Annotated in this window: 25 protein-coding genes and 1 tRNA gene; 10 read left to right on the top strand and 16 right to left on the bottom strand. The window is 64.7% G+C overall.

Annotated elements, in window-relative coordinates:
• Nucleotides 1–39: 39 nt before the first annotated feature.
• The gene (locus IF803_RS15030) at nucleotides 40–963 is read right to left on the bottom strand and encodes a LysR family transcriptional regulator (RefSeq protein WP_016840003.1); all 924 of its coding nucleotides are present in this window, start codon (nucleotides 961–963) and stop codon (nucleotides 40–42) included.
• Between the two features lie 171 nt (nucleotides 964–1,134).
• On the opposite strand from IF803_RS15030, the gene IF803_RS15025 reads away from it, so the two are divergent.
• Nucleotides 1,135–2,304, top strand: a complete 1,170-nt coding sequence (locus IF803_RS15025) for a CaiB/BaiF CoA transferase family protein (protein ID WP_461192639.1) — start codon at nucleotides 1,135–1,137, stop codon at nucleotides 2,302–2,304.
• A gap of 7 nt (nucleotides 2,305–2,311) precedes the next feature.
• The gene (locus IF803_RS15020) at nucleotides 2,312–3,259 is read left to right on the top strand and encodes a hydroxymethylglutaryl-CoA lyase (RefSeq protein ID WP_461192638.1); all 948 of its coding nucleotides are present in this window, start codon (nucleotides 2,312–2,314) and stop codon (nucleotides 3,257–3,259) included.
• A 127-nt stretch (nucleotides 3,260–3,386) separates the two neighbouring features.
• Here the strand turns inward: IF803_RS15020 and IF803_RS15015 are convergent, their stop codons facing one another.
• On the bottom strand, nucleotides 3,387–4,259 hold the full coding sequence (locus IF803_RS15015) for a YiiX/YebB-like N1pC/P60 family cysteine hydrolase (RefSeq protein WP_245288768.1): 873 nt from the start codon (nucleotides 4,257–4,259) through the stop codon (nucleotides 3,387–3,389).
• A gap of 199 nt (nucleotides 4,260–4,458) precedes the next feature.
• Here IF803_RS15015 and IF803_RS15010 point away from each other — a divergent pair, with 199 nt between their 5' ends.
• Nucleotides 4,459–5,871, top strand: coding sequence for a flavin monoamine oxidase family protein (locus tag IF803_RS15010; protein WP_461192637.1), 1,413 nt, complete (start codon nucleotides 4,459–4,461; stop codon nucleotides 5,869–5,871).
• Nucleotides 5,872–6,181: 310 nt separating this feature from the next.
• Here IF803_RS15010 and IF803_RS15005 read toward each other — a convergent pair whose 3' ends face one another.
• The 4 genes from IF803_RS15005 to pheS form a co-directional block, all read right to left on the bottom strand.
• Complete coding sequence (locus IF803_RS15005; protein WP_461192636.1) at nucleotides 6,182–7,126, bottom strand: MBL fold metallo-hydrolase; 945 nt, start codon at nucleotides 7,124–7,126, stop codon at nucleotides 6,182–6,184.
• A gap of 35 nt (nucleotides 7,127–7,161) precedes the next feature.
• Nucleotides 7,162–7,938, bottom strand: coding sequence for a sulfite exporter TauE/SafE family protein (locus IF803_RS15000; RefSeq protein WP_461192635.1), 777 nt, complete (start codon nucleotides 7,936–7,938; stop codon nucleotides 7,162–7,164).
• A 241-nt stretch (nucleotides 7,939–8,179) separates the two neighbouring features.
• Nucleotides 8,180–10,588 (bottom strand): phenylalanine--tRNA ligase subunit beta, encoded by a 2,409-nt coding sequence (gene pheT, locus IF803_RS14995; protein WP_461192634.1) that lies wholly within the window; start codon nucleotides 10,586–10,588, stop codon nucleotides 8,180–8,182.
• Nucleotides 10,589–10,751: 163 nt separating this feature from the next.
• Nucleotides 10,752–11,834 carry a phenylalanine--tRNA ligase subunit alpha gene (pheS, locus tag IF803_RS14990; RefSeq protein ID WP_028341736.1) on the bottom strand — a complete coding sequence of 361 codons (1,083 nt, stop codon included), beginning with the start codon at nucleotides 11,832–11,834 and terminating at the stop codon, nucleotides 10,752–10,754.
• Between the two features lie 209 nt (nucleotides 11,835–12,043).
• On the opposite strand from pheS, the gene IF803_RS14985 reads away from it, so the two are divergent.
• Nucleotides 12,044–12,454 (top strand): hypothetical protein, encoded by a 411-nt coding sequence (locus IF803_RS14985; protein ID WP_461192633.1) that lies wholly within the window; start codon nucleotides 12,044–12,046, stop codon nucleotides 12,452–12,454.
• A 15-nt stretch (nucleotides 12,455–12,469) separates the two neighbouring features.
• Here IF803_RS14985 and rplT read toward each other — a convergent pair whose 3' ends face one another.
• From rplT to infC, 3 genes are all read right to left on the bottom strand, one after another.
• A complete protein-coding gene (rplT, locus tag IF803_RS14980; protein ID WP_018269297.1) occupies nucleotides 12,470–12,829 on the bottom strand; it encodes a 50S ribosomal protein L20 in 360 nt (119 codons plus the stop codon).
• A 75-nt stretch (nucleotides 12,830–12,904) separates the two neighbouring features.
• On the bottom strand, nucleotides 12,905–13,105 hold the full coding sequence (gene rpmI, locus IF803_RS14975) for a 50S ribosomal protein L35 (protein WP_008539890.1): 201 nt from the start codon (nucleotides 13,103–13,105) through the stop codon (nucleotides 12,905–12,907).
• A 447-nt stretch (nucleotides 13,106–13,552) separates the two neighbouring features.
• Nucleotides 13,553–14,092, bottom strand: a complete 540-nt coding sequence (gene infC, locus IF803_RS14970) for a translation initiation factor IF-3 (protein WP_026192043.1) — start codon at nucleotides 14,090–14,092, stop codon at nucleotides 13,553–13,555.
• A gap of 229 nt (nucleotides 14,093–14,321) precedes the next feature.
• On the opposite strand from infC, the gene IF803_RS14965 reads away from it, so the two are divergent.
• On the top strand, nucleotides 14,322–15,134 hold the full coding sequence (locus IF803_RS14965) for an alpha/beta hydrolase (protein WP_461192632.1): 813 nt from the start codon (nucleotides 14,322–14,324) through the stop codon (nucleotides 15,132–15,134).
• Nucleotides 15,135–15,313: 179 nt separating this feature from the next.
• Nucleotides 15,314–15,781 carry a nuclear transport factor 2 family protein gene (locus tag IF803_RS14960; protein ID WP_411779826.1) on the top strand — a complete coding sequence of 156 codons (468 nt, stop codon included), beginning with the start codon at nucleotides 15,314–15,316 and terminating at the stop codon, nucleotides 15,779–15,781.
• 101 nt (nucleotides 15,782–15,882) lie between these two features.
• Here the strand turns inward: IF803_RS14960 and IF803_RS14955 are convergent, their stop codons facing one another.
• The 3 genes from IF803_RS14955 to IF803_RS14945 form a co-directional block, all read right to left on the bottom strand.
• Nucleotides 15,883–16,680 carry an acyl-CoA thioesterase domain-containing protein gene (locus tag IF803_RS14955; RefSeq protein WP_461192651.1) on the bottom strand — a complete coding sequence of 266 codons (798 nt, stop codon included), beginning with the start codon at nucleotides 16,678–16,680 and terminating at the stop codon, nucleotides 15,883–15,885.
• Between the two features lie 105 nt (nucleotides 16,681–16,785).
• Nucleotides 16,786–18,009 carry a tRNA epoxyqueuosine(34) reductase QueG gene (queG, locus tag IF803_RS14950; RefSeq protein WP_461192631.1) on the bottom strand — a complete coding sequence of 408 codons (1,224 nt, stop codon included), beginning with the start codon at nucleotides 18,007–18,009 and terminating at the stop codon, nucleotides 16,786–16,788.
• Complete coding sequence (locus tag IF803_RS14945) at nucleotides 17,958–18,650, bottom strand: glutathione S-transferase family protein (protein ID WP_028341731.1); 693 nt, start codon at nucleotides 18,648–18,650, stop codon at nucleotides 17,958–17,960. Before IF803_RS14945 ends, queG begins: the two co-directional genes overlap by 52 nt.
• Before the next feature lie 263 nt (nucleotides 18,651–18,913).
• Between IF803_RS14945 and IF803_RS14940 the strand changes: the two genes are divergently transcribed.
• Complete coding sequence (locus tag IF803_RS14940; RefSeq protein ID WP_028341730.1) at nucleotides 18,914–19,720, top strand: undecaprenyl-diphosphate phosphatase; 807 nt, start codon at nucleotides 18,914–18,916, stop codon at nucleotides 19,718–19,720.
• Between the two features lie 183 nt (nucleotides 19,721–19,903).
• On the opposite strand, the gene IF803_RS14935 is transcribed toward IF803_RS14940, so the two are convergent.
• Entirely contained in the window at nucleotides 19,904–20,872 is a 969-nt protein-coding gene (locus IF803_RS14935; protein WP_461192630.1) for a complex I NDUFA9 subunit family protein, read from the bottom strand.
• A gap of 146 nt (nucleotides 20,873–21,018) precedes the next feature.
• On the opposite strand from IF803_RS14935, the gene IF803_RS14930 reads away from it, so the two are divergent.
• A tRNA-Leu gene (locus IF803_RS14930) sits at nucleotides 21,019–21,105 on the top strand.
• 102 nt (nucleotides 21,106–21,207) lie between these two features.
• On the opposite strand, the gene IF803_RS14925 is transcribed toward IF803_RS14930, so the two are convergent.
• From IF803_RS14925 to styA, 3 genes are all read right to left on the bottom strand, one after another.
• Entirely contained in the window at nucleotides 21,208–21,477 is a 270-nt protein-coding gene (locus IF803_RS14925) for a hypothetical protein (protein ID WP_461192629.1), read from the bottom strand.
• A gap of 151 nt (nucleotides 21,478–21,628) precedes the next feature.
• Nucleotides 21,629–22,156: a flavin reductase family protein gene (locus tag IF803_RS14920; RefSeq protein WP_461192628.1), complete on the bottom strand. Its 528-nt coding sequence runs from the start codon at nucleotides 22,154–22,156 to the stop codon at nucleotides 21,629–21,631.
• 127 nt (nucleotides 22,157–22,283) lie between these two features.
• Entirely contained in the window at nucleotides 22,284–23,534 is a 1,251-nt protein-coding gene (gene styA, locus IF803_RS14915; RefSeq protein WP_461192627.1) for a styrene monooxygenase subunit StyA, read from the bottom strand.
• Nucleotides 23,535–23,627: 93 nt separating this feature from the next.
• Between styA and IF803_RS14910 the strand changes: the two genes are divergently transcribed.
• Both IF803_RS14910 and IF803_RS14905 read left to right on the top strand, forming a co-directional pair.
• Nucleotides 23,628–24,524, top strand: coding sequence for a LysR family transcriptional regulator (locus tag IF803_RS14910; protein ID WP_461192626.1), 897 nt, complete (start codon nucleotides 23,628–23,630; stop codon nucleotides 24,522–24,524).
• Between the two features lie 494 nt (nucleotides 24,525–25,018).
• Nucleotides 25,019–26,218 carry a GNAT family N-acetyltransferase gene (locus IF803_RS14905; protein WP_461192625.1) on the top strand — a complete coding sequence of 400 codons (1,200 nt, stop codon included), beginning with the start codon at nucleotides 25,019–25,021 and terminating at the stop codon, nucleotides 26,216–26,218.
• Nucleotides 26,219–26,301 lie beyond the last annotated feature (83 nt).

The raw sequence follows: 26,301 nt of genomic DNA, 5'->3' as shown, positions 1-26,301 counted from the left end.
ACGACACTGAACCTGTTATGCAACCACTGAGTCATGCATTCAGATCAGCAGCGTTGCCTCCCACGCGCCGCGCCCGACCTGGTCTGCGATCAGGGCGCGGATCAGGCGGCACATCTCCTCCATGACGTAGGTCATCGGGCGATTGCGCAAGCGGCAAAGATAGAGGGTGCGGGTCAGCTTTGGTTCGATGACTTCGCGCGCGACCAGCGATCGTGCCTTCAACGGCTCGCTGACGAAATGGGTGGTCGCAATCGTGCAGCCCAAGCCCGCGGTCAGCGCGCCGATCATGCCGCTGGTCGAGTTGAGGTGCATGATCGCATTGGCCTCGAGCCGCTTCAGCAGCACGGGATCATCCAGCAGTGCGCGCGCCGATAGTCCGTACCGCAACAGGATCAGGGGCAGCCGCGTCACCTCCTCGAAGGTGATTGGCGTTTTCTTGCCGATCAGCTTTTCGGTGCCGACGCAGAACATCTGTTCCTCCAGTACCGGCTCGGCGATCAGGTCCTTTTCCGACGGCGGATTATAGACCAGCGCGAGGTCGACCTCGGAACTCAGCAGATGCAGCAGCGTCGCGCCGGAGAGACTCTCGGTCAGCGACAGCTTCAGGTTCGGATATTTCGTCAGCACGGTCCGCATCAGCGGCACGCCGATCGCCTTCATCCCGGAATTGGCCATGCCGATCGAGATGTCGCCGGCGATCACGCTGGCGCCTTCCTTGATCTCGCGCTCGGCCGCCGCCATCGCGCGCAGGATGATGCGGGCATGTTCATAGAGCCGCTCGCCCGCCGCGGTCGGTTCCATGCCGCGCGGCTTGCGCTCGAACAGCGGCGTGGCGAATTCCGCCTCGAGATTGGCGATGTGGTGGCTGAGCGCGGATTGCGCGACGTTGGCCTGATCCGCCGCCCGCGACAGGTTGCGCTGCTCGTAAACCGCGATGAAATAGCGAAGTTGGCGCGAATCCATGAGGGTTCAGCGTTCTAGAACCACGAATACACTATTCGACAGATTATATTTTTCAGATAGCGTGCGGAAGCCTAACCTGCGCCGATCACAAAGCGTTTTCGAGCGAAGCGGGTACCGGTTCGCATGGAGAAAACGCGTCAGAAAAAGAGCGCAACGAGCACGGAGAAACCGATGACCGGGAGCGGACTGCCGCTGGAAGGCGTGAGGGTCGTCGAGATGACCCACATGGTGATGGGGCCGACCTGCGGCATGATCCTGGCGCAACTCGGCGCCGAGGTGATCAAGGTCGAGCCGCCCGCTGGTGACAAGACCCGTTCGCTCGGCGGCATGGGAGTCTCGTTCTTTCCGCTGTTCAACCGCGGCAAGCGCAGCGTCGTGCTCGACTTCGCCAAGCCCGAGGATCGCGACACGATGCACCGGCTGCTTGCCAGCGCCGACGTGTTCCTGGAGAATTTTCGCGACGGCCAGCTCGACAAGCAGGGGCTCGGCGCCGAGGAGCTTCGCCAAAAATATCCGCAGCTGATCATCGCCGGCCACAAGGGCTTTCTGTCCGGTCCCTACGATCATCGGCCGGCGCTCGACGAGGTCGTGCAGATGATGTCCGGCCTCGCGGCGATGACCGGCACGCGCGACAAGCCGCAGCGCGTCGGCTCCTCCGCCAACGACATCATGGGCGGCATGTTCGGGGTGATCTCGATCCTCGCCGCGCTCTATCAGAAGCGTGGCGGCAAGGCTGATGGCGCCGACATCCGCATCGGCCTGTTCGAGAACTGCCTGTTCCTGGTCGCCCAGCACATGGTCGAGTACGAGATGACCGGGCGCAAACCGCGCTCGATGCCGGAGCGCGAGCATGCCTGGCCGATCTACGACATCTTCGATGCCGCCGGCGGCGATCGCATCTTCATCGGTGTCGTCACCGAAGGTCATTGGCAGAGCTTCTGCCGCGAGTTCGGCCTCACGGAATTCGCCGACGATCCCACGCTGCGCTCGACCACGGACCGCATCATGGCGCGCGACCGGATCATTCCGCGCGTTGCCGCGGTGATCAAAGGCTGGAACGTGGCGGACCTCTCGGCGAGGCTCGATGCGCTCAACATCTGCTTCTCGCCGATCAACCGGCCGGAGGATCTGCTCGGGGATCCGCATGTGCTGCGTCCCGGCGGTCTGGTCAACAACGTGAACGCCGACGGCAAGCCGTTCCGCGTCCCCGCGTTGCCGCTCGAATGGAACGGCAGCAATATCGGCGAAGGCCTGAAAGTGCCGGTACTGGGCGCCGATACCGAGGCGGTGCGCGCCGAGCTCGCACAACAGACAATTTCATCAACCGGAAACGCTGCGTGAGGCTGACATGACCCGCGTCCACGATATCTATCCGAGCGACAAGGTGAGCCTGCGCGAGGTCGGCCTGCGCGACGGCCTGCAGCTGGTGAAGACGTTCCCGTCGACCGCGGCGAAAGCGCGCTGGGTGCGCGATGAATACGCCGCCGGCGTCCGGCATTTCGAGGTCGGCTCGTTCCTGCCGGCCAAGACGTTTCCGCAATTCGTCGATGTCCGTGACGTCGTTGCAACCATCGCCGCGCTGCCCGGCGCGCACGGCGTCGCGCTGGCGCTGAACGAGCGCGGCGTTAACGAGGCGCTGGCCTCCGGCGTCGCCGAGATCGCCTCGGTGGTGTCGGCGACCGAGGAGCACAGCCAGGCCAACGCCAACCGCTCGCGCGAATCGGCGATCGAGAACATCAAGCGGCTCTGCGAGCTGCGCGACGCCAGCGCGCACAAGCCGCTGGTCAATGCCGCGATCTCGATGGGATTGGGCTGCTCGATCGTCGGTCCCGTCGATCCGAAGGAGGTGCTGCGCCTCACCGAGAAGCTCTACGAGGTCGGCGTCGACATGGTCGCGATTGCGGACACGGTCGGCTATGCCGGGCCGAAGCAGGTCGGCGAGCTGACGCGCGGCGCGGTGAAGATCGCAGGCTCCAAGCCGGTCTGCGTGCATCTGCATGACACCCGCGGCATGGGCATCGCCAATGCCTCCGCCGCGCTCGACGAGGGCGCCCGCGTGCTCGACGGCTCGCTCGGCGGCCTCGGCGGCTGCCCGTTCGCGCCGGGCGCCACCGGCAACGTTGTGTTCGAGGACCTCGTCTTCCTCTGCGAGAGCAAGGGATTTCCGACCGGCATCGATCTCGATCGCCTGGTCGAGGTGCGCGCGATCCTGAAATCCGCGATGCCGAACGAGGCGCTCTATGGCGGCCTCGCCCGCGCCGGCCTGCCGCGCGGCACCAAGGCGAGGGCGGCGTAGCGTACTCATTGCGTAGCCCGGATGGAGCGAAGCGAAATCCGGGAAGCCCTGTCCGCGGGTGCGAGGCCCCGGATTGCGCTGCGCTCCATCCGGGCTACGAAGCTCATGCCCGTTGCCGCGTGAACCCTCACACCGGGGCAGTGTTCACGGTCATTTCCGCAGCCGGAAGCGTCGCCGCTTCGTCAGTCGCTTCAGGAACGAGCGGCGGCGATTTTGGAAACACACCGAATTCGCCGGCTACCTCCTGGAGCGGCTTCTGCTTGTCGGCCCAGTGCAGGGCCGTGTAGTCGAAACCGTGCACGATAGTGGGTTTGACGACTTCGAAATAGGGCGAGATGTCGAAGTCGCGCGGCATGTAAAGCGAGGAATCGCGGATATGCAGGATGTCGCGACGCGCCTTGCGGCTGGCAGCGCGCGTGATCTTGGGCAGGATCGGATAGCGCACGGCGTCGAACGCCTGCGCGATCAGCGCCGAGCAGATGATCTTGGTCGGATCGCCGGAGCCGAACGCGATCATGCGGCGACGCCAGCGCTGCGGGATCGGCAGCGGAAACAGATAGCGCGCGAGATCGACGATGTTCTTGGTGTCGTAGCCGAAGCCGATGCGGTTGATGGCGTAGCGGCACACCGTGGTGCGGTCCTCGAACGACAGTCCGACCGGACGGCAGAGGCGGGTGTGGTAGGCGAGATATTTCGACAGCGGCGCGGAGGTCACGCCTTCGCCGATATTGGCCTCGATCAGCACATGCTGTTCGCCGTCAGGCTCGAACGCGCCGTCGATCGGTCCGACAAACAGCGCGGCGTGCGACCAGGTCGACTGCGTGAGGTATTTGATGATGCCGGAAATCCGGTTGTTGCCTTCGACCAGCAGCACGTCGCCGGGCTGCATGATGCTCCGCAGATGGTCCGGGTCGCTCGGCGTGAACGGCTCGTAACCGGGAACTTCTTTTTGAAGGTACCCCGCGATCCATTTCCCGACGGTATCGAGCATTACGCCCATGGATTCCCCCCAGCGGTTCTATGACCGCTTGTGTTTCACTTAATCATGGTCGCAAGCCGTTGCAATTTAGTTCATGCCATCGGCGGATCAATCATGATTGATTTACCATGATGGTTGCTGAGGTCGGTGAGATGCGGCACAGTTCGCGAAGCGTTCCCGTTCTCCGCAAGTCCCCGGAAACCATGCCAGAAGCTATGTCATGCCAGTGACGCGCCGCGATTTCCTGTCGGCGTCCGCAGTTTTCGCGCTGGTGCCTGCGCTGGGCGGCCGGGTGCTTGCTGCGCAGCCGCCGCCGCGCGAGGCCGACGTCGTCGTGATCGGCGCGGGTGCCGCAGGCATCGCCGCGGCGCGACGGATCATTGCCGCAAATCGCAAGGTGATCGTGGTAGAGGCGGCCGGCCAGCTCGGCGGTCGCTGCCAGACCGACGCATCGACATTCGGCGTGCCGTTCGACCGCGGCGCGCGCTGGATGCACAATCCCGAAACCAACCCGATGATCCGGCTGGCCCGCTCTGCAGGCCTCGACATCGTCACGGCGCCCGCGGGCCAGAAGATCCGGATCGGCCGGCGCTATGCCCGCCCCGGCGAGACCGAGGAGTTCTTGGCGGCGCTGGTGCGCGCCAATCGCGCCGTCGACGACGCTGCGCGCAAGGCCGATGTCGCCTGCGCCGCGGTCATGCCGAAGGACCTCGGCGATTGGGCCGGCACCGCGGAATTCCTGCTCGGGCCCAATTTCTGCGGCAAGGATCTGAAGGATCTTTCCGCCGTCGACAAGGTACGCGCGCAGGATCGCAACACTGCGATCGCCTGCCGGCAGGGGCTCGGCGCGCTGATCACAAAGCTCGGCGAGGGACTGCCGCTGGCGCTGTCGACGCCGGCGCAGCGCATCCTGTGGAGCAATCGCGACGTGATGGTCGAGACGCCCTCCGGCAAGATCACCGCGCGCGCCGCCATCGTCACCGTGTCGAGCAACGTGCTTGCGAGCGGCAACATCAAGTTCGCGCCGGAGCTTCCGAAGCGCGCGCTCGATGCCGCCGCCAAGCTCAGCCTCGGCAGCTACGATCGCATCGCATTGCAGATTCCCGGCAATCCGCTCGGGCTGTCGCGCGACGACGTCATCATCGAGCAGAGCAACTCCACCAAGACGGCGCTGCTCTACGGCAATATCGCGGGCTCCTCGCTGTGCACGATCGACGTTGCAGGTTCGTTCGGCCGCGATCTGTCCGCGCAGGGCGAGAAGGCGATGGCGGCTTTCGCGGTGGAATGGCTGACCAAGCTCTATGGCAGCGAGGTCGGCGCCGCCGTGAAGAAGACCAGCGCGACGCGCTGGAATGCGCAGCCCTTCATCCTCGGCGCGATGTCGGCCGCCGCACCCGGCGCACAATTCTCGCGCCGGATCCTGACCGAGCCGATCGGCGCGATGTATCTTGCGGGCGAGGCCACCCATGAAACGCTGTGGGGCACGATCGACGGCGCCTGGGACAGCGGCGAGCGCGCCGCCGACGCCGCGCTACGCAGGATCGGCGGGGTGAAGGAAGCGACACCGGCGCCCGCAGCGCCCGCCGCAAAACACAAGCGCCGCACGTCGCCTCGCTCCGGGGCGATGAATTGACGGCTGAGGAAGATCAGGCACCGCTACTGGATGTGCGGGCAGAGGAGTGCCGCATAACAGATGTCGTCCCTGCGAAAGCAGGGACCCATAACCACAGGGTTGTGTTGTAGGACTGAGCTGCGGCCCCAGCATCGTGCAAACAATGACGGCCCGTGGTTATGGGTCCCGGGTCGCGCTTCGCTTGCCCGGGACGACAGCGAATTTTTGGCGCCACTTGAGGCATACATCCGCACTCTCGCGACATGGCCCGATGGATTCCGGGCTCTCGCTTCGCACGCCCCGGAATAACGACCAGGGAGAGCGTCTCCCCTCACACCGGCAGCTTCAGCTCCATCAGATCCTTGGCCACCACGATGCGGCCGGAATAGTTCTTCTTTACATCCCGGGTCCAGTCATCATCGGTGACCTGCCGATCGTCGCCGGGGACGAAGTGGCTGAGCACCAGCGTCTTCACGCCGGCAGCGGCGGCGATACGGCCGACGTCCTCGGTCGAGGTGTGGCTGTCGAGCAGATGCTTCTTCAGCGTGGCGCCGTTCTTGGTCGTGGCGACCAGGCGATCGACTGCGGGGACGTAGAGACATTCGTGCACCAGCACGTCGACGCCCTTGGCAAACTCGGCGAGCTTCGGGTTGTAGGCGGTGTCGCTGGAGAACACGATGGTGCCGTCCGGCGTCTCGAACTTGTAGGCGTAGTTATCCGTGATCGGCGGATGCGGCGTGCGGAACGCGGTCACGGTGACATCCGATGTCTTCAGCACCACGCCGTCGTCGCTGATGTCTTTCGCGATCAGCAGCTTTCGGGGATCGGGCCGGCCTTCGTCCTCGATCCGGGTCTCGACGTCGAACTTGTTCAGCTCCCAATATTCTTTTGTCATCGCCTCGATGCCCTTGGGGCCGAACGAATGGACCGGTGTCGAGAGGCCGGCCGCCCAGGCGTTGTAGAACAGATTGCCGTATTCCAGATTGTGATCGGAATGATGATGGCTGATGAAGATGTACTTGACCTGCGGGATCGGCACGCCCGCGCGCACAAGCTGGCGGCTGACGCCCATGCCGCAATCGATCACGAACGGGGTATCGTTGACGACGACGAGATTGGCGGGGTTCGAAGCGCCGATTCCGACGCGCGGTCCGCCCTTGGTGCCGAGGAACACGATGCGGGTCCGCGCTTTGTCGGTTTGCGCGCGCACGTGAGGCGCTGCGAGCACGGCGGCGCTGCCGAGCGCCAGTTTCAATGCATTGCGGCGATCGATCATCGGTGTCTCCCTGGTCTCTTTTGAGTGCTGCGACCCTAGCCGCCGCGCAAGATGCCATCAAGCGCGGGCAAACCGACGATGACGGCCGCGGCGATCAGCGCGTAGCAGATCGCGCGAAACACCCTTTCGCTCGCCTTGCCAAACAGCGCGGCGCCGAACCAGACGCCGATGCCGTAGATCGGGCCGACGATCAGCGAGAACTTGACCGACTCGATCGTGATCAGGCCGGTGAACCAGTAGCTGACCAGCGAGAAGAAATCCGAGGCGCCGAAGAACAGCACGATATTGGCGCGCGAGATCACCGACGAGATCGGGCGGCCCAGCCAGTAGGCGACGATCGGCGGGCCGCCGGTCTGCGCGAGGCCGCTGCAGAAGCCGGAGAGACCGCCGACGCCGACGGAGAGGGCGACGTGCTCCTTGCCGTGGTAGCGCCAGCCCGACAGCAGCAGCGCGAGCAGCGCCGCGACAAAGCAGGAGATGATCCAGCGCGTCGTCACGGGCTCGAGCACGGTCAAAAAATAGGTGCCGATGGGAACGCCGACCAGCGCGCCGGCGACCATGACCGCGGTCGCCTTGCGGTCGGCATGGGTCCAGGCGTTCGGCAGCAGCGGCGTGGCGGCGATGAAGTCGATGATCAGCAGCAGCGCCGCCACCAGCCGCGGCGCCGCGACGCTGCTCGCGAGCGGCATGAAGATCAGCGCCGAGCCGAAGCCGGAGAAGCCGCGCGCCGTCCCCGACACGAAGGCGATCGCACAGATCGCGAGCGCGATGCTGGTCGAGATGTCGGAGGGGATCAGGCTGAAGGAGGTCATGCGGGGGCTGGAAGTGAGGTTCGATTTGCTGTCCGGCGTGCCCGCCCGCACTACGGTTCTAACGCAACGGCACTTCGGTCGGACCGTCATCCCCGCGCAAAGGCTTCGCCTTTGTCGCTGGAGGTGCGAGCGGAGCGAGCCTCGAAGGATGCACGGCCACAGACGGGGCCGTCGACCCTTCGAGACAGCCGCTACGCGGCCTCCTCAGGGTGACGGTGCAATAGACCGCCTGTGGTTCACATCACCCACGCAGCGTGCCGCCGGTCTTCTTGGTCACCTCGGCGACGACCTTGGCCGCGACCGCGTCGATCTCCTGGTCGGTCATGGTCTTCTCGCGCGGCTGGATCGTTACCGCGATCGCGATCGACTTCTTGTCGGGATCGATGCCCTTGCCTTCGTAGACGTCGAACACGGTCACATCGGTGATCAGCTTCTTGTCGACATTCTGCGCCGCGCGGAGGATGTCGCCCGCCTTGACGCCGCGGTCGACGATGAAGGCGAAGTCGCGCGACACCGGCTGGAATGCCGAGAGTTCCAGCACCGGCTTGGCGCGCGTCGCCCTCTGCTTGCCTTGCGGGATGCGCTCGAGGATCACCTCGAACACGATCATCGGGCCGTCGGCGCCGAGCGCCTCGGCCGCGCGCGGATGCAGCTCGCCGAAAGTGCCGAGCACATTCTGCGGGCCGATCTGGATGGTTCCGGAGCGCCCCGGATGCAGCCAGGCCGGACCGCCGGGGACGATCTGCAGCGCCTGCATCGGCGCGCCGGCGGCCGCCAGCACGGCGAAGGCGTCGGCCTTGGCATCCATCGCATCCGCCACAGCCGAGCCGGTCCAGTGCCGTCCGATCCCCTTCGACGAGGCGAAGCCATGGCGCACGCCGGAGGCGGCGACCAGCTGGTCCTCCGGGCGGTCGCCGCGGAACACCTGGCCGACCTCGAACAGCGCCACGTCAGGATAGCCGCGGTTGATGTTGGCCTGAGCCGCCGCGACGAGGCCGGGCAGCAGGCTCGGCCGCATGTCGGAGAGATCGGCCGCGATCGGGTTGGCGAGCACGAGCTCGCTCTGGCCGCCGCCGAACAGTTTTGCCGCGTCATTGGTGATGAACGACCAGGTCACGGCTTCCACCATGCCGCGCACGCCGAGCGCGCGCTTGGCGCGGCGGGTGCGCAGCTGCATCGGCGTCAGCACCGGCTTGCGCGGCTCCTCGCCGCGCTCGAACGGCGTCATCGGCACCTTGTCGACGCCGACAATGCGCACGATCTCCTCGACGATGTCGGCCTTGCCGTGCACGTCGGTGCGCCAGGACGGGATCGCGATCTTCACCACGGGGCCGTTGCCGGCCAGCATGAAGCCGAGCCGGGTGAGGATCAGCTTCACCTCGACCAGCGGCACCTCGATGCCGGCGAGGCGCTTCACTTCACTGAGCGGGAAATCGATGACGCGATCCTCGCCGAACTGCTTGCCGACCACGACGTTCTCGGACGGCGTGCCGCCGCACAGCTCCAGCACCAGTTTGGTCGCGAGCTCGAGCCCGGGCACCATGAAGGCCGGATCGACGCCGCGCTCGAAGCGATAGCGCGCGTCCGAATTGATGCCGAGCTTGCGGCCGGTCTGCGCGATGTTGATCTCGTTCCAGAGCGCCGATTCGATCAGCACGTCGGTGGTGTTATCATCGCAGCCCGAGGCCTCGCCGCCCATGATACCGGCGAGCGATTCGACGCCGTGCTCATCGGCGATGACGCAGATGTTGCTGTCGAGCGTGTAGGTGCGGCCGTCGAGCGCGAGCAGCGTCTCGCCGTCTTTCGCGCGCCGGACGGTGAGGTTGCCCTGCACCTTCTTGGCGTCGAACACGTGCAGCGGGCGGGCGCGGTCGTAGGTCATGAAGTTGGTGATGTCGACCAGCGCGTTGATCGGGCGCAGCCCGATCGAGGTCAGCCGCTTCTGCAGCCATTCCGGCGACGGGCCGTTCTTCACGCCACGCACCAGCCGCAGCGCGAAGCCCGGGCACAGCGTGGCGTCTTCCACCTTGACCTGGACCGGGCAGGGGAATTCGCCCTTGATCGGCCTGATGCCGGGGTCTTTGAACTTGCCCATGTCGGCGGCGGACAGATCGCGCGCGATGCCGTGCACGCCGGTGCAGTCCTGCCGGTTCGGCGTCAAATTGATCTCGATGGTGGGATCGCCGAGCCCGGCCCAGTCGGCATAGCCCTTGCCGAGCGGCGCGTCCGCCGGCAGCTCCATGATGCCGTCGTGATCCTCGGAGATCTGCAGCTCGGCTGCAGAGCACAGCATGCCGCGGCTCTCGACGCCGCGGATGGTGCCGACGCCGAGCGTGATGTTCTTGCCGGGGATATAGGTGCCGGGCGGCGAGAACACGCTGATCAGCCCGGCTCGCGCATTCGGCGCGCCACACACCACCTGCACCGGCTCAGCCCCGTCGCCGGTGTCGACCATGCAGACGCGCAGCCGGTCCGCATTCGGATGCTGCTCGGCCGAGATCACGCGCGCGATGGTGAACGGCGCGAGCGCCTTCGCCTTGTCCTCGATGTTCTCGACCTCGAGCCCGATCATGGTGAGCTTGTCGGCGAGCTTTTCGAGCGGCTCGTCGGTCTCGAGATGTTCCTTCAGCCAGGAGAGGGTGAACTTCACGGCTGCATGCCTCGGTTCTTGTTGGTGTTGACTAGCGTGCTTGCGACGGCGGTAGGGCTTCCTCTCCCCTTGCGGGGGAGGGTTGGGGAGAGGGGCAAGCCACTTGCTCGGAAAGACGTCGCGCTGTCGGAGAGAGCGCGACGTAGGTCAAGGAGAACCTGACTCACGTACTCAGCCCTCCCGCGATCGACGGGATGTCGAGCGGCTTGAAGCCGTAGTGGTTGAGCCAGCGCACGTCGCTGTCGAACAATTGGCGCAGGTCGGCGATGCCGTATTTCAGCATCGCGATGCGGTCGATGCCCATGCCCCAGGCAAAACCCTGGTAAACGTCGGGATCGAGGCCGCAGGCGCGCAGCACGTTGGGGTGCACCATGCCGCAGCCGAGAATCTCCAGCCAGTCCTCGCCCTCGCCGAAGCGGATCTCGCCCTTGTCGCGGCGGCACTGGATGTCGACCTCGAGCGACGGCTCGGTGAACGGGAAGAACGACGGCCGGAACCGCATGTTGATGTGGTCGACCTCGAAGAACGCCTTGCAGAATTCGTGCAGGATCCATTTGAGGTGGCCGAGATGCGAGCCCTTGTCGATCACGAGGCCCTCCACCTGATGGAACTGCGGCGTGTGCGTCGCGTCGGAATCGATGCGATAGGTGCGGCCCGGGCAGATCACGCGGATCGGCGGCTGCTGGGTCAGCATGGTACGCACCTGCACCGGCGAGGTGTGGGTCCGCAGCAGCATGCGCGAGCCGTCCTCCTTCGGGTTGAAGAAGAAGGTGTCGTGCATCTCGCGCGCCGGATGGCCGATCGGGAAGTTCAGCTTGGTGAAGTTGTAGTCGTCGGTCTCGATGTCGGGACCTTCGGCGACCGCAAAGCCCATGTCGGCGAAGATCGTGGTGAGCTCGTCCCAGACCTGGCTCAGCGGATGGATCCGGCCGGTCTCCGCCGGCGCCTCGCGCAGCGGCAGCGTGACGTCGATGGTCTCGGCGGCGAGGCGCGCATCGAGCGCGGCTGCTTTCAGCACGTCGCGCTTGGCCGCGAGCGCTTGCGTCACCGCATCCTTGGCGAGGTTGATCTTCGCGCCTTCGGTCTTGCGCTCCTCCGGCGACATTTTTCCAAGGGTCGCAAGGAGTGCCGAGATCGAGCCCTTCTTGCCGAGCGCCGAGACGCGGACCGCCTCGAGGGCGGCCTCGTCAGCGGCTGAGGCGATCTGGTCGAGGATGGATTGTTCGAGCGTTGCGAGGTCGGACACGGTCAATTCCTGCGCTTGAGCGGAGCACGATCTGGTGGGAAGTACCGCTACCCGAACCGGGGACCATGCGCCAAAATTCGGCTGGGTTGTCGCCGCCCGAAGGCGGTAACGTCAAGCAAAAAGCCGGTCATTTCGGGCCGATGGCCGGCAGCATTGAACCCCGCGCGGAGGCCGGGCTACCCAAGGGGGAGTTCAAGGAGGCCCACGCGATGTTGCTGCGATCTTGCCTGGCTGTGCCGGCGGTGCTGTTGATGCTCACCACCGTGCATGCCGCGACCGAGGAATGCCCCGCCAAATCGACCCAGATGGACGACATCATCGCGGAGCTTCAGAAGGCGCCGAGCTGCAACCGCGCGATGAAGATCTTCGAGGCGTGCGAATACGGCGCCAGCGGAGACGTCCAGTTCGGCGCCGTGGTCGAGAAGAGGTGCGAGGGGGACTTCCTGTCCGGCCTCGGAGCGTCGCAGAAGAAGGCCTATGCCGGCCAGCTCAAGCGCTGCGACCACAAATACGACAACGAAAGCGGCACCATGTACCGCTCGTTCACGGCGTTCTGCCGGGCGATCGTCGCCCAGCGCTATTCGCAGAAGGCGCTGAAGGCGGGCCCCAAATCGCGTTAGGGCCGCCCGCCAGGATCAGGCGGCCAGCGCGGCCTTGGCCTTCTCGGCGATCGCCTGGAACGCAACCGGCTCGTGGATCGCGAGATCCGACAACACCTTGCGGTCGACGACGACGCCCGACTTGGAGAGGCCGTTGATAAACACGCTGTAGGTCATGCCGAACGGACGGACCGCGGCGTTGATGCGCTGGATCCAGAGCGCGCGGAAGGTGCGCTTCTTGCGCTTGCGGTCGCGGAAGGCGTACTGGCCGGCCTTTTCGACGGCCTGCTTGGCGACGCGGATGGTGTTCTTGCGGCGGCCGTAATAGCCCTTGGCGGCCTTGTAGACTTTCTTGTGCTTGGCGTGAGCGGTCACACCGCGTTTGACGCGAGACATGACGGAAATCCTTGATCTGGAAGAGGTGACGGGGCGCCGCGCAGTCGCGGCGAGGGTTCAAGCGGATCGGTGCGATCAGGCGTTCGGCAAGAAGTACTTCTTGACGTTGTCGCCGTCGGTCTTGAACAGCACGCGGGTGCCGCGCAGCTGACGGATCTGCTTCTTCGTCCGCTTGATCATGCCGTGGCGCTTGCCGCGCTGGGCGTGCATGACTTTGCCAGTGGCAGTCACCTTGAAGCGCTTTTTAGCGCCCGACTTGGTCTTCAACTTGGGCATTTGGCTCTCCTGTCGCACAGCACGAAAATCGCCCCGAGAGGCGTCCGGCCGGCTAAAATGCTCGTTAGAGCGTTGAAAGTGCTAAGGTTTTTTCCGAATTGAAAGAACCTGCACGAACCGTCGCCACGGCAGCCCTTGATCAGCCGGGCGGCGAAGGCCCGGCTTATGACAGAGGATCGGCGGTTTTGCAACGTTTGCAGCGGGGAATCGGGGCGGATCGGTCTTCCCCTTCCCCCTGAAAGGGGGAAGGCCGGGATGGGGGTCGGCCGCGGCGTCGCTGCTCGTGGAGAGAGTAGATCCCCACCCGCTTTGCTCTGGCGAGCAAATCGACCTCCCCTTTTCAAGGGGAGGTTGGCACCACCGCGCCATAAGGGGCGCCCGAGATACGAAACAGCCCGCCAGATCGCCTGACGGGCCATTTCATTTCAACAAAGCGACAAATTCGAACTAGCGTGGCGCCAGCACCATCACGACCTGGCGGCCCTCGAACTTCGCGTCCTGCTCGACCTTGGCGAATTCGGCGACGTCGGCCTTCACCTTGTCCAACAGCTTGGTGCCGATCTCCTGGTGCGCCATCTCACGACCGCGGTAGCGCAAGGTGATCTTGACCTTGTCGCCTTCCTCGAAGAAGCGCTGCATCGCGCGCATCTTCACGTCATAGTCGTGATCGTCGATCATCGGGCGGAGCTTGATCTCCTTGATCTCGACGACCTTCTGCTTCTTGCGAGCTTCGGCAGCCTTCTTCTGCGCGGAATACTTGTACTTCCCGTAGTCCATGATCTTGCAGACGGGAGGGCTGGTATTCGGCGAAATCTCGACGAGATCCATGCCGGCTTCCATGGCCATCTTGATGGCCACCATGGTTTCTACGGTGCCCTGATTGACACCCTCCGCATCGATCAGCTGGATCTGTGCGTTGCGAATCTCGTCATTGGTGCGCGGCCCTTCTTTGGCGACTGTGGGCGGGGCTCTATTGGGACGGCGAATGGGTAACTCTCCAAAGTTGTGAAAGGGAAGGCGGATATTTTGAAGCAAGATGCTGCGACGGGCAAGCGAACTCGCTTCTTTAAGCGGCAAAACCGCCAATTGCGAGGCATTTTGGCCACGCCCGGCACATATAGCGGGCGCGTCTGCTCCGCAAGACGGGGCTTGCAGCCGTTGACCGGTGCTGCGCGACAATTGAAAAGCGGATGTCTGACACGCGAGTGACCGAACCATGAGCCAAACCGCCGCATCGGAACAGGAACCTGCCTTCATCGAGGTCGGCGAGGGCAGCGAGGCGCGCCGGATCGCTGTGCGGGCCCGTGCCGGCAGCGATCCCGGCAGCGCAAGTGGCGCGCCGGGGCTGTTCTGGCTCGGCGGCTTCAAGTCCGACATGGCCGGCACCAAGGCGCTGGCGCTCGATGCGTGGGCGGCCGAGCACGGCCGCAGTTCGGTCAGGTTCGACTATTCCGGGCATGGCGAATCCGGCGGCGAGTTCGCCGACGGCACCATCGGCCGCTGGCTCGAGGAGAGCGTGGCCGTGTTCTCGCAGTTCTGCAACGGGCCGCAGGTCGTGATCGGGTCCTCGATGGGCGGCTGGATGGCGCTGCTGCTTGCGCGTGAGATCGCCAGGCGCGGGAACGGGAAAGCACAGCTCGCCGGCCTCGTGCTGATCGCGCCGGCGCCCGACTTCACCGAGGAGCTGATGTGGAAGGCGTTCTCGCCGGAGGTCCGCGCCGAGATCGAGGCCAATGGCATGTGGCTGCGTCCGTCCGAATATGGCGACGGCACGCCCTATCCGATCACCCGCAACCTGATCGAGGAGGGCCGCAACCACCTGCTGCTCGGCAGCAAGATCGACGTCGGTTGCCCGGTGCGCATCCTGCAGGGCGCGCAGGATCCCGACGTGCCGTGGAAGCACGCCTTCGCGCTGGTGCACCGCCTGCCGGCCGAGGACGTCGTGCTCACCATGATCCAGGACGGCGACCACCGCCTCTCGCGGCCGCAGGACATCGCCCGGATCATCGCCGCGGTGGCGGAGATCTAGCCACGCCCCGCCCTTCGAGACGGCCGCTTCGCGGCCTCCTCCAGCGACAACGGCTTCGCCGTTGCGCGGGGGTGACGGCTACGGAGAAAGACGTCATCCTGCGCAAAGGCTTTGCCTTTGTCGCTGGAGGTGCGAGCGAAGCGAGCCTCGAAGGATGGCCGCACGCGAGGGAGACGCCAATGGACACCACGACAATGCTGCGCGCGTTCTGCGACGCGGTCGAGCAACGCAACGGCAAGGCCTTTGCGAATCTCTTCACCGAGGACGGCGTCTATCACGATGTGTTCTACGGTGCCTTCAAGGGCCACGGCAAAATCGCCGAGATGATCGACGACTGGTTCTACCGCACTGCGACCGATTTCCGCTGGGTGATGCACGATCCCGTCAGTGACGGCGCAACGCTCTATGCGCGCTACACGTTCAGCTACCGCTCGACCTTGCCGGAAGCCAAGGGGGCCCGCGCGATGTTCGAGGGCGTCGCGATCATGCGGCTGCGCGACGGCAAGATCACGGAGTACCACGAGGTCGCCAACACCGCGCCGGCGTTCGTCGATTTGAACTTCGCGCCGGAGCGCATCGCCAAGATCGTCGGCAAGCAGGGCGCGGAGCTGAAAGCGCGGCCGGAGATGCAGCGGCATCTGGTTTGACGTCATTCCGGGGCGCGCGAAGCGCGAACCCGGAATCCAGAAGTGTTGGCGCGAGATTCCGGGTTCATCGCTGCGCGATGCCCCGGAATGACGGCGAAGAATTACGGCGGTGGCGGATTGGTCATCGGCTTGCGCTGGGCGAGCGCCGCCACGGTGGAGGTGCCGATCGGGCCCTTCTCGTCATAGAGCCAGCATTCGCCGATCGCGATGCCGTCCGTGGCGTGGTGGTTGACGACCTCGAAGCCGATCCAGTTGGTCACCGGCAAACGATGCAGATAGATCGTGACGTCGCTGTTGATGTAGCCGAGGCCCTGGTCGCCGGCATTGGCGAAGGGGCTGGCGAAATCCGCGCCGGTCGCGACATGGACGAATGGCGTCATCTTCACGCCCGCGACGAGCTCGCGCACCTCGCTCATCCAGAGCCGTCGCTCGCCGAGCGAGCCCATGTGACCGACGATCGGCCGCGTCTCCCATTTGCCGTTCATGCCGAGCCTCGGATCGGTCGGCTTCGGAATCTCCGCCGGCGCCGGCACCTGCCAGTTCGGCGGCGACCACACATTGCCGGGGGCATTTTCCGTCTTGCGCAACAATTGGCAGGAGGCGCGCGCCATGCTGGTGCCGCCGGAGACAAACTCGGCCTCGATCATCTTGATGCGCATGCCGTCGCGCACGAGCTTGGTCGTCACCTCGATCGGCGTCGTGATGTTGGGCAGCCGGAACATGTCGACGGTCAGCCGGGCGGGGACGAAATCGTCGGAGCCGTGGCGCTCCTCGATGACGAAGGCGAGCAGGCCGATCACGACGCGGCCGTGCAGGGATTCCGGACTCCACGGTCCGTTCGCAACTGGTGTCGGCATGAAGCCGTCGCCGTGCCTGGTGAAGAAGGGCTGGTTTGTCATGGCGCGCGACCATGACGGGAACAGCGCGATGAAATCAAGACTCTTCACCCTCATGGTGAGGAGCCGCGTAGCGGCGTCTCGAACCATGAGGCCCGGTCTGTGGCCTCATCCTTCGAGACGCGCTGCGCGCTCCTCAGGATGAGGGGACAGAGCCGCGCGCCACTCCTGCTGCACCGTGACGTCGGGCTCGCCGCCGGCCCGCGACGCCAGCGCGGCGAACGCATCGCGCGTGATCAGCTGCGACAGCGCCCACACCGCGGCGCCGCGCACCAGCGGGCTCGCATCGTCGAGCAAACGCCGCGCTTCGCCGGCAAGACTTGCATCGCCGGAGTTGCCGATCGCGATCAGCACATTGCGGATGAAGCGGTCGCGGCCGATGCGCTTGACCGGCGACTTCGTGAACAGAGCGCGGAAGGCGGCATCATCCAGCCGTGCGAGATCGGCGAGCGCCGGCGCCCGCAACGTATCGCGCGCGGCGAGCTTCTGCTCGCGCCCCGCTTGCGCGAACTTGTTCCACGGACACACCGCGAGGCAATCGTCGCAGCCATAGATGCGGTTGCCGATGCTCTTGCGGAATTCGTGCGGAATCGGACCCTTGTTCTCGATCGTCAGATACGAGATGCAGCGCCGCGCATCGAGCTTGTAGGGCGCGGGGAACGCTGCGGTCGGGCAGATGTCCTGGCAGGCGCGGCAGCTGCCGCAATGATCGGCCTCGGCATCATCGCGCGGCAGCTCGGTCGCCGAATAGATCGCCCCGAGAAACAGCCACGAGCCGAATTCGCGCGACACGAGATTGGTGTGCTTGCCCTGCCAGCCGATGCCGGCCGCCTGGGCGAGCGGCTTCTCCATGACCGCGGCGGTGTCGACGAACACCTTCACCTCGTCGCCGGTGATGGTGGCGAGCCAGCGCGCCAGGACCTTGAGCCGCTTCTTGATCACGTCGTGATAGTCGTCGCCCTGCGCATAGACCGAGATCGCGCCATGCGACCGGCGCGCGAGGATGTCGAGCGGGTCGTCGTCCGGCCCGTAATTGACGCCGAGCATGATGATCGAGCGCACGCCGCCCCACAGCACGCGCGGATCGGCGCGCCGCTCCGGATTGGCCGCGAGCCAGTCCATGTCGCCATGGCCGCCGGAGCCGAGGAATTCGAGGAAATATTTTCCGGCCTCGCTCGTCGCGTCAGGCGCGGTGAAGCCGATGGCATCGAAGCCGAGCGCGCGGGCCTCGCGCTGCAGCGCCGCCTTGAGATCGGAAGGGGAGAGCCTGACCGCCGGGTTCAGAAGTCGAGGTCCACATAGGTGCGCGACGCCGGCACCCCCGCCAGCCATTCGCTGAGCAGCGGGCGGAACGACGGGCGGGATTTGACCCGCGCGTACCACGACTTTGCCGCGTCGTCCTCGCTCCATGGCACGTCGCCCAGATAGTCGATCGCCGAGAGATGCGCCGCGGCGGCGAGATCCGCGTAGGTGAGGCGGTCGCCGGCGAGGTAGTTCCGCGTCTTCGCCAGCCAGCCGATATAGCTCAGATGATAGCGCACATTGACCTTGGCGGCGCGCATGACGTCGGGGGCCGGCGGACCGCCGCCGTTGTCCTCGCTCATGAAGCGCTTGTAGATCCGCTCGGTCACCAGCGGGTTGGAGGCTTCCTCGAAGAATTTTTCGTTGAACCACGCCATCAGCCGGCGCACCTCGACGCGCTCGGCCGTCGAGGTCGGCAACAGCCGCCGATCGCCGGCATCGAGGCCATGCGCCTCGTCGACATATTCGGCGATCACAGGCGCACCCGGGATCGGTGGAAAGCCCTCGGCGATCAGCACCGGCGTGGTGGCCGCCGGATTGAGCGCCAGGAACGCCTCGCGCCGTTCCCACACCCGTTCCTCCACAAGGCGCAAATCGAGCCCATACTCGCCGAGCACGAGCCGAATGAAGCGCGAATGCGGACAGAACGGATGGTGATACAGCGTATACATGAAGCCCTTGGTAGTTTCGCGGCGCTTAAGAAATCATCAACCTGTGCGGCCTGGACCTGTGCTTTGGCCAGGCCAGTTCCGGTCGTCTCTATGTCGCGTCAGCACGCAAACCGGTAGCCATCCCCGCAGATGGTGCGGGTCACAAAAACGCTATAGCTCAGCAAATCGGCCGGGTAACCCATTGTTTGACGATTTTTTGCGATTGCGGCCAATGTGCGAATAAGCGAGAAGAATCCCGTTTTCCACACAGGGCAGGCCACAACATGATGACGGATATGCTGCGGGCGGTGATTCTCGGCATCATCGAGGGCGTCACGGAGTTCCTGCCGGTCTCCTCGACAGGCCACCTGCTGCTTGCGGAGCGCTTCTTCAATCTCGGCGAAGGCAATTTCTGGAAGAGCTTTGCGATCCTGATTCAGCTCGGCGCGATCCTCGCGATCCTCGCGCTCTACTTCGTCAAATTGTGGCGCGTCGCGCTCGGCATGTTCACCAATCCCGACGACCGCCGCTTCGTGATCGGCGTGCTGGTGGCATTCCTGCCCGCCGTCGTGATCGGCCTGATCGCCGGAAAATACATCAAGGAGTTCCTGTTCAATCCGTGGGTGGTCTGCTTCACGCTGATCGTCGGCGGCGCCGTGCTGCTGTGGGTCGATCAGCTCGATCTCAAAGTGTACGAGGACGATGCGACGCGCTTCCCGCTGCTGATGTATTTCTGGATCGGCGTCGCGCAGTGCCTGGCGATGATTCCCGGCGTGTCGCGCTCGGGCGCCAGCATCGTGGCGGCGATGCTGCTCGGCGCCGACAAGCGCTCGGCAGCGGAGTTCTCGTTCTTCCTCGCGATCCCGACCATGGTCGGCGCGTTCGCCTATGACTTCTACAAGAACCGCGCCGACTTCACCTCCGACAATCTCAGCGTCATCGCGGTCGGCTTCGTGGTGTCGTTCATCACGGCGATGATCGTGGTGCGGGCGTTCCTCAACTTCGTCACCCGCCGCGGCTTCACCTTCTTCGCCTGGTGGCGTGTGATCGTCGGCACGCTCGGCCTGATCGCGCTGGCGATGGGACGGTAAGGAACAGCTCTCACTGCGTCAGCGGTCTTCACCTCTCCCGCTTGCGGGGGAGGTCGGATTGCATCGTAGATGCAATCCGGGTGGGGGCTCTCTCCACACCAAGAGAGTTGTTTTGCGGTGAAACCCCCACCCCAACCCTCCCCCGCAAGCGGGAGAGGGGGCGGAGTCTTTCCGTGGTAACGCCTACGCGCTCTTCTTCTGGAACTGGCCGGTGGCGCGGAAGCGCCAGAGATATTGCGGGGCGATCGCTTCCATCGAATCCGGCGAGATGCCGAGGCCCGCGAAGGTCAGGCCGGCGGCCTTGGCGGCGTCGGACACCACATTGTCCGAACGCAGCATCTCGACCTGGTCCGGCGTCAGAGTGAACGGCCCCGGCGCGAACTGCAGGATGTACGACTGGAACTTGGCGAGGCCGAACGGCAGCGGCGCCAGCATGCGATCGCGCTGGGTGATCTTGAGGATGATCTGCATCACCTCGCGCATGGTCAGCACTTCCGGCCCGCCGAGCTCGTAAGCTGCGCCCTGCTTCGCCTTGCCGTCCACGGCATTGGCCACGGCGACCGCGACGTCGCCGACATAGGCCGGCTGCACCGTGTTGACCCCGCCGCCGACCAGCGGCAGCACCGGTGACATCCGTGCCAGCGCCGCAAAGCGGTTGGTGAACTGATCCTCGGGTCCGAACAGCAGCGACGGCCGCATGATGGTGGCATGTGGCAAGGCCGCCAGCACCGCCGCCTCGCCCTCGGCCTTGGCGCGGAAATAGCTCGAGGGCGAATCCGCGTCGGCCCCGATCGCCGAGACGTGGACCATCCGCCCGCCGACAGCGGCCGCCGCCTTGGCGATGCTCTCGGCGCCCTTCACCTGCACGGCATCGAAGCTCTGCCCGCCGCCCTCGGCCAGGATGCCGACCAGGTTGATGGCGATATGCGAATCACGCATCGCCGCCTCGACCGAGGCCGGGTAGCGCACATTGGCCTGGACGGCATGAATCTGCCCTACACGGCCGAGCGGCTGCAGGTGGCCGGCCAGTTCAGGCCGCCGCACCGCGACTCGGACGCGGTAATCACGCTTGCAGAGCGCCCGGACCACGTTCCGCCCCAGAAAACCCGATCCGCCGAAGACCGTGACCAGCGTGTCCAGGTTCGATGCCATGGGGTGATTCCTGTGGGATTCGAGAGCGATTGACGTGGGTTAACCGTCTGGCGATACGCCATCGGCCTTATCCTGTACAGGGTATTTGAATTTCCAATCGCGAATTTGACAAGCGCGCAACCGATCCTTACTAAGCCGCTCCACATGCCCAGGTGGCGGAATTGGTAGACGCGCTGGCTTCAGGTGCCAGTGGCTTAACGGCCGTGAAGGTTCGAGTCCTTTCCTGGGCACCACCCCCTTTTTAAGCGATTGAAATCGCTCAGTATCCGGAGGGGGTGCGGCGAAGCCGTAACCCAGCGAGAGCTGGTGAGATGGCGATGATACCGCCGCCCAACCTAGCTACATCGGCCTCGGTTTCCGTTACGCGACCGTTTGCGCATTTCCTCCGTCAGGCAAGACGGACGTAATCCCGTTCGATCCAAATGGAGTGCATGTAGCTTGGCTCCCCCGAGGACCTCGCCGACTTCGAGCTCGACCAGATGTCCCTTGAGATCGACGATCGGAAAATGGCGGCCGAGGCACTTCATGAAGAGCGCCTGCGTTCCCATGTGCTCCGGTAGCGCATCCGGAATCGCCATGACTTCGACTCTGTCCCCGATCTTCATTCCAGCACCTCAGGACGGGTTTTTGAGACGAGCTTAGCAGGCATCCTGCTCAGCTGGCGCTCGCGATCGTTCGCCCGTGGGGCCACCGCTCCAGTGTGCTGCAGATTTCGGGTTCTCCAGGGCTCGTCGCGCGAAGGCTTCGCGCTTCGCCTTAGATCGCCCATCCGTCGGCGGGATAGGCGATCGTCTCCGCGGGCATGATCGCCGCACCGAGCCCGTTGCAGAATCGGTTGGAATAAAAGGCGAGCGGGGAACCGTTTCGCTGCCGGCACCAGCGGACCTCGCCAATGAATAGCGTGTGGTCGGCGACGTCAATTGACCGGACCACGTCGCAAGCGAACTGGGCGATCGCTTGCGGCAGGACTGGAAACTCTTCCCGTTTGACCAGCGATGGCGAGCCTTCGGCCCGCGGTCTGCCGGAGAAGTGCGCGCAGAGTGCGAGATCTTCCGCGTGAAGGACATTCACGGCGTAACGCTTCGAATCCATGATCGCCTGCCAGGTCCGCCCTCGCATCACCGACACCAGCACGGTCGGCGGTTTGGTGGAGACGGTTGTGAAGCTGTTGGCCGTCATGCCGACCGGAGTGCCGTCGCGGTCGATGCTCGCCACGACTGTCACGCCTGTGGGGAAGCGCGCAGCGGCCTCCCGGAAGCTCGCCGGATCGGGATGCGGGTTCATCGATAGCGCTCCATGGCGAAACGGCAAGAGGTCGCGCCTTTCGGCGTGTGGCTCGAGCGATGGTTTGTCGGCAGGCAGCTGCCTGGTGCAAGTGGGACCGTACGGCCGGCTCGCGATCATTGTTGCGTCAGGCGGCGAGCGGCGCGCGCCTGTCGATCCAAGCGTGGATGCGCTTGTCGGTCGCGACGCGATCCCACTGGCGCTCCGGGTAGTTGAAATTATCGGTGAACTCGTCGCAGAGTTCTCGGTCCTGCGCCATGGTGAGGATCAGCCGACCCATCGCCTCGGACGGCGGCCGCAGCATCAGATTCGTCCAGCGCGCAGCCGCGAACACGCGATTTTCGCGGGCGCGATCCACCTCCTCAACGAAGCGAGCGTCGAAGGCCACCGTTTCCACGATCGCCTTGCCGAGTTCGAAGGCGGCGTAGGAGGCGATGTTGGCGCCTTGGCCCATCAACGGGTCGACCACTGAATGGACATCGCCCAGCGCGACGGCGAATTTCTCGCCATCGAAGGCGACCGACGATTGCCGCACGGTCGGCACCACTGCGCCTTGCAGCAGGTCGAGCGGCTGGGCAAGCCCGAAGCGATGGGTATCGATCCGGTTGTAGGTGTGCGGATGATGCTTTTCCAGCTTGTCGAGAATTGTCTGGCGAAAGGCTGCAGGGTCCGCGTCGTAGTTCAGCGAGACCAGATCGGCCATGTCGCCGCCGGGAATGTTCTCCATCAGGAGCGCTGTCTTCATGCCGCTAAATGACAGCGTCGGAATGACGATCATCTCGCCATGTCCGGGTGACACCGAGAGCGTGACACCGCGCGGGTCGTCACCGTCCGGGCTGCCGTGATCGACGCCGTCATAGAGTCCCACGCAGAGCAGGCGCTGTGGCTGGCTGTAGGGGGACAACTCCGGCCGATGGGCGAACATTCGCCCGAGCGCACCCTTGCCGGTCGACACGACGAGAAGGTCAAAGCGTGAAACCAGAGCCGGGATGTCGTCGTCCTGAATGCTGGCATATTCGATGCTGCCGCCGCGATGCTCGAAATCCTTCATCAGAGCGGGCAGGTACATGCGGTAATCCACTGCCCGGCTCGGCTTCTTGAACGCGCCGCGAAACAGCAGCCCGTTGCCTGGGAAATTAAAGAAATGGTCGTGGTGGTGGTAGATCGTGGCCGCGTCATCCCAATGGTTCACGCCTAGCTCGTTCTCACGCGCGATGGTGACGCTGTGATGGGCGACCGTGTTCATCAGCCGTGCCGAGGCGTACTGCTCCGGAGTGCGGTCGGTCAGCACCGTCGCCTGGATCCCGTGCTGTTGCAGATAAAGAGCCAGATGCAGGCCGCCGATTCCGGCGCCGACGATCCCGATCGATTTGTTCATTGTTGATCCTCCCTGGTTACCGAGAGGCTAGACCGGATCGACTGTGCTCATGTAGGGAATGATAAGAATATTACAAATTCCTGGGAGGAATGCATGGATCGGATCGATGCGCTGCAAACCTTCATTCGCGTGATGGAGGCCGGCAGCTTCAGCCAGGCCGCGAGCGATCTGGGCCTCGGACAGCCGGCCATCAGCAAGCGCGTGGCGCTGCTGGAGGCGGAGTTCGGCTGCCGGCTGTTCGTCCGCACCACGCGCAAGGTTCGTCCGACGCCGGAGGCCGATCGCGTGCTCAAGCTCGCCAAGGACATCGTCGCGCTGTTGGAAAGTGCCAGCACGCCGGCGCAGAGCCGGGTTCGCAGTCCGTCGGGGACCTTGCGGATCACTGTGCCGACCTCGTTCGGTCGGTATTTTTTCCGCGGCATTTTCGCAGAGTATCTTCGCCGCTATCCCGACGTGCGGCTCGATGTGAGCTTCACCGAGCAGTTCGTAGACCTGGTGGAGACCGGGACGGAGCTGGCAATTCGGATCGGAATGCTGAACTCCAGCTCGCTGGTGGCGCGGCGCGTCGGCACCATCAAGCGCCTCCTGGTGGCGGCCCCTTCACTGCTCGCACGGCATCAAGCCCCGCTCCTCCCCGACCATCTGCGCCGCATGCCGAGCGTAACGTATTCGCGCTTGTCGCCGCGGAACCAGTGGACGTTCGAAGCCGAGACCGGCCGCCATGTGGTCGAGATCGCGCCGTCCATGACCTGCGACGACGCCGACGTGATGACGCTCGCGACGGTTGAGGGGCTCGGCGTCGCGGTGCTGCCAAGCTGGTGCGCCGTCGAACACATCGCCGCAGGCCGGCTTGTTCATCTGCTGCCGGATTATGCGGTACCATCGCTGCCGATGCATCTCGTCTATCCTGACCCGCATTGGATGTCGCACCGCGCGAGACTATTCCGCGATCTGATCATTGAGCGTGCCGACATGTTTGCGATTGGCTGAACACGTCGGCCGATGCTTGGAATTTGAGAACGCCGGCGATCGCCGCCGCCGCAGAGACTGAGCCCAGCCCGCCCGACAGCTGCTGCACCGAGGCCGAGATCGCGCTGAACGATCCGCGCTGGCTGGCGTCGGCGAGCGCAGCCTCGAGCCGCTGATGGTCGGCCTTCGACCTGGGCTCGATCGCAATTTCGATAATGCCAGGCTGTACCAAGTGATCCGCCATCGCAGCTTGATATCACGAGATGAACCGTGGCGGTGTGTTGACCACGTGGCCGCCGAATACGTGCTTCCGTTGTCAACATGGAGCCTGAAGGCAGGTGTATCCGAAACGGAAACGACAGCCTCATGACCAACGAATAAACGATGGAGGTAATCCCAGTTCTCTCGTCCTGCGGCATTTTTGCCAATTTTGTCCCGACATCGAATTACGCTCAGATCGGCGCCGACTGGACGGCCTCAGCCCCGCTGCGACTACACCACGACAGAGCTTGGCGATGATCGCGATCGAAAGCCGGACGGCGCGAGCAACGCGCATCGCCGCCGTCGACGTCGTCCACGATCTCGACGCCGCCGAGACGATCTGGCGGAGTCTTGAGAACTCGAGTCATTCCATCACGCCCTTTCAGCGGTTCGACTTCCTCGCCCCGTGGCAGCGTGAGGTCGGTGAGCGCGCGGGACTGTCGCCTTTCATCGTTATCGCGCGTGACGGCGATGGCCAAGCACGGGGCTTGCTGCCGCTTGCTCTGCAAACGGCCTTCGGCGTGCGCCGCGCGAGCTTCATGGGGGGCGAGCACGCAACCTTCAATATGGGCCTGTGGGAGCGCGGGTTCGCTTCCGGTGCCACGAAGGCCGATCTCCACGCATTCATGGCGATGCTCGCCAAGCGTGACAAAGTCGACGTGCTGGCGTTGCGCCAGCAGCCGGCGCAGTGGCGCGGCGTGCAGAACCCGCTGGCGCTGCTGCCTCATGAGCCCCTGGTCTTGAACTGCCCGATGCGCACAATCGAGCCGGGCGCAACGGCCGTGAACCTGGTCGGCAATCTCTCCCGCCGCATGAAGCTCAAGCAGCGCAAACTGCTGGAGCTGACCGGCTACCGCTATCACGTCGCCTCCGCTGATGCCGACATCGACCGCCTGCTCGACTGGTTCTTCCGCGTGAAGTCGGAGCGGTTGGCCGAGCGGAAGCAGTCAAATGTGTTCGCCGAACACGCCGTGGAGAAATTCATCCGCGCCGCCTGCATGACAAGGCTGTCCCACGGCGGCCGTGTCATCGAAATCCATGCGCTCGAATGCGACGAGGAAGTGATCGCGATCTTCGCCTTGGCTGCCGATGGCCACCGCTTCTCGACGATGTTCAACACCTACACTTTGTCAGGCAGCGCGAAATTCAGTCCCGGCCTGCTCTTGATGCAGGAAATCATCCATCATTTTGCCGGCCAGCACTATCGCGCCTTCGACTTCGGCTCGCATGACTACAAGCGGCTATTCTGCAAGGACGACGAGCCATTGTTCGACAGCTTCATTCCGCTCACCAGGCTCGGCCGACAGGCCGCCGGAGTGATGTCCGCGGTGGACCGCACCAAGCGGCTGGTGGAACACCACCCGAAGCTCCGCGGCGTTGCGCAGCGCCTTCGCAAGGTCTTGCTTGACAAAGCGTTCTGCGCAATTCCTCTCGTTACCTTGCTTCAAATGTAGCTGCGGAGCTTCGTCAGCCGCGGAGGTCAAGCATCCGCGGCGGCCAGCCGGGAGGCGCGCAGGCCCGAGCCTGCGTCCCAGCC

The sequence above is a fragment of the Bradyrhizobium sp. UFLA06-06 genome, assembly GCF_054820065.1.
This window is presented reverse-complemented; position numbering and strand designations above follow the sequence as displayed.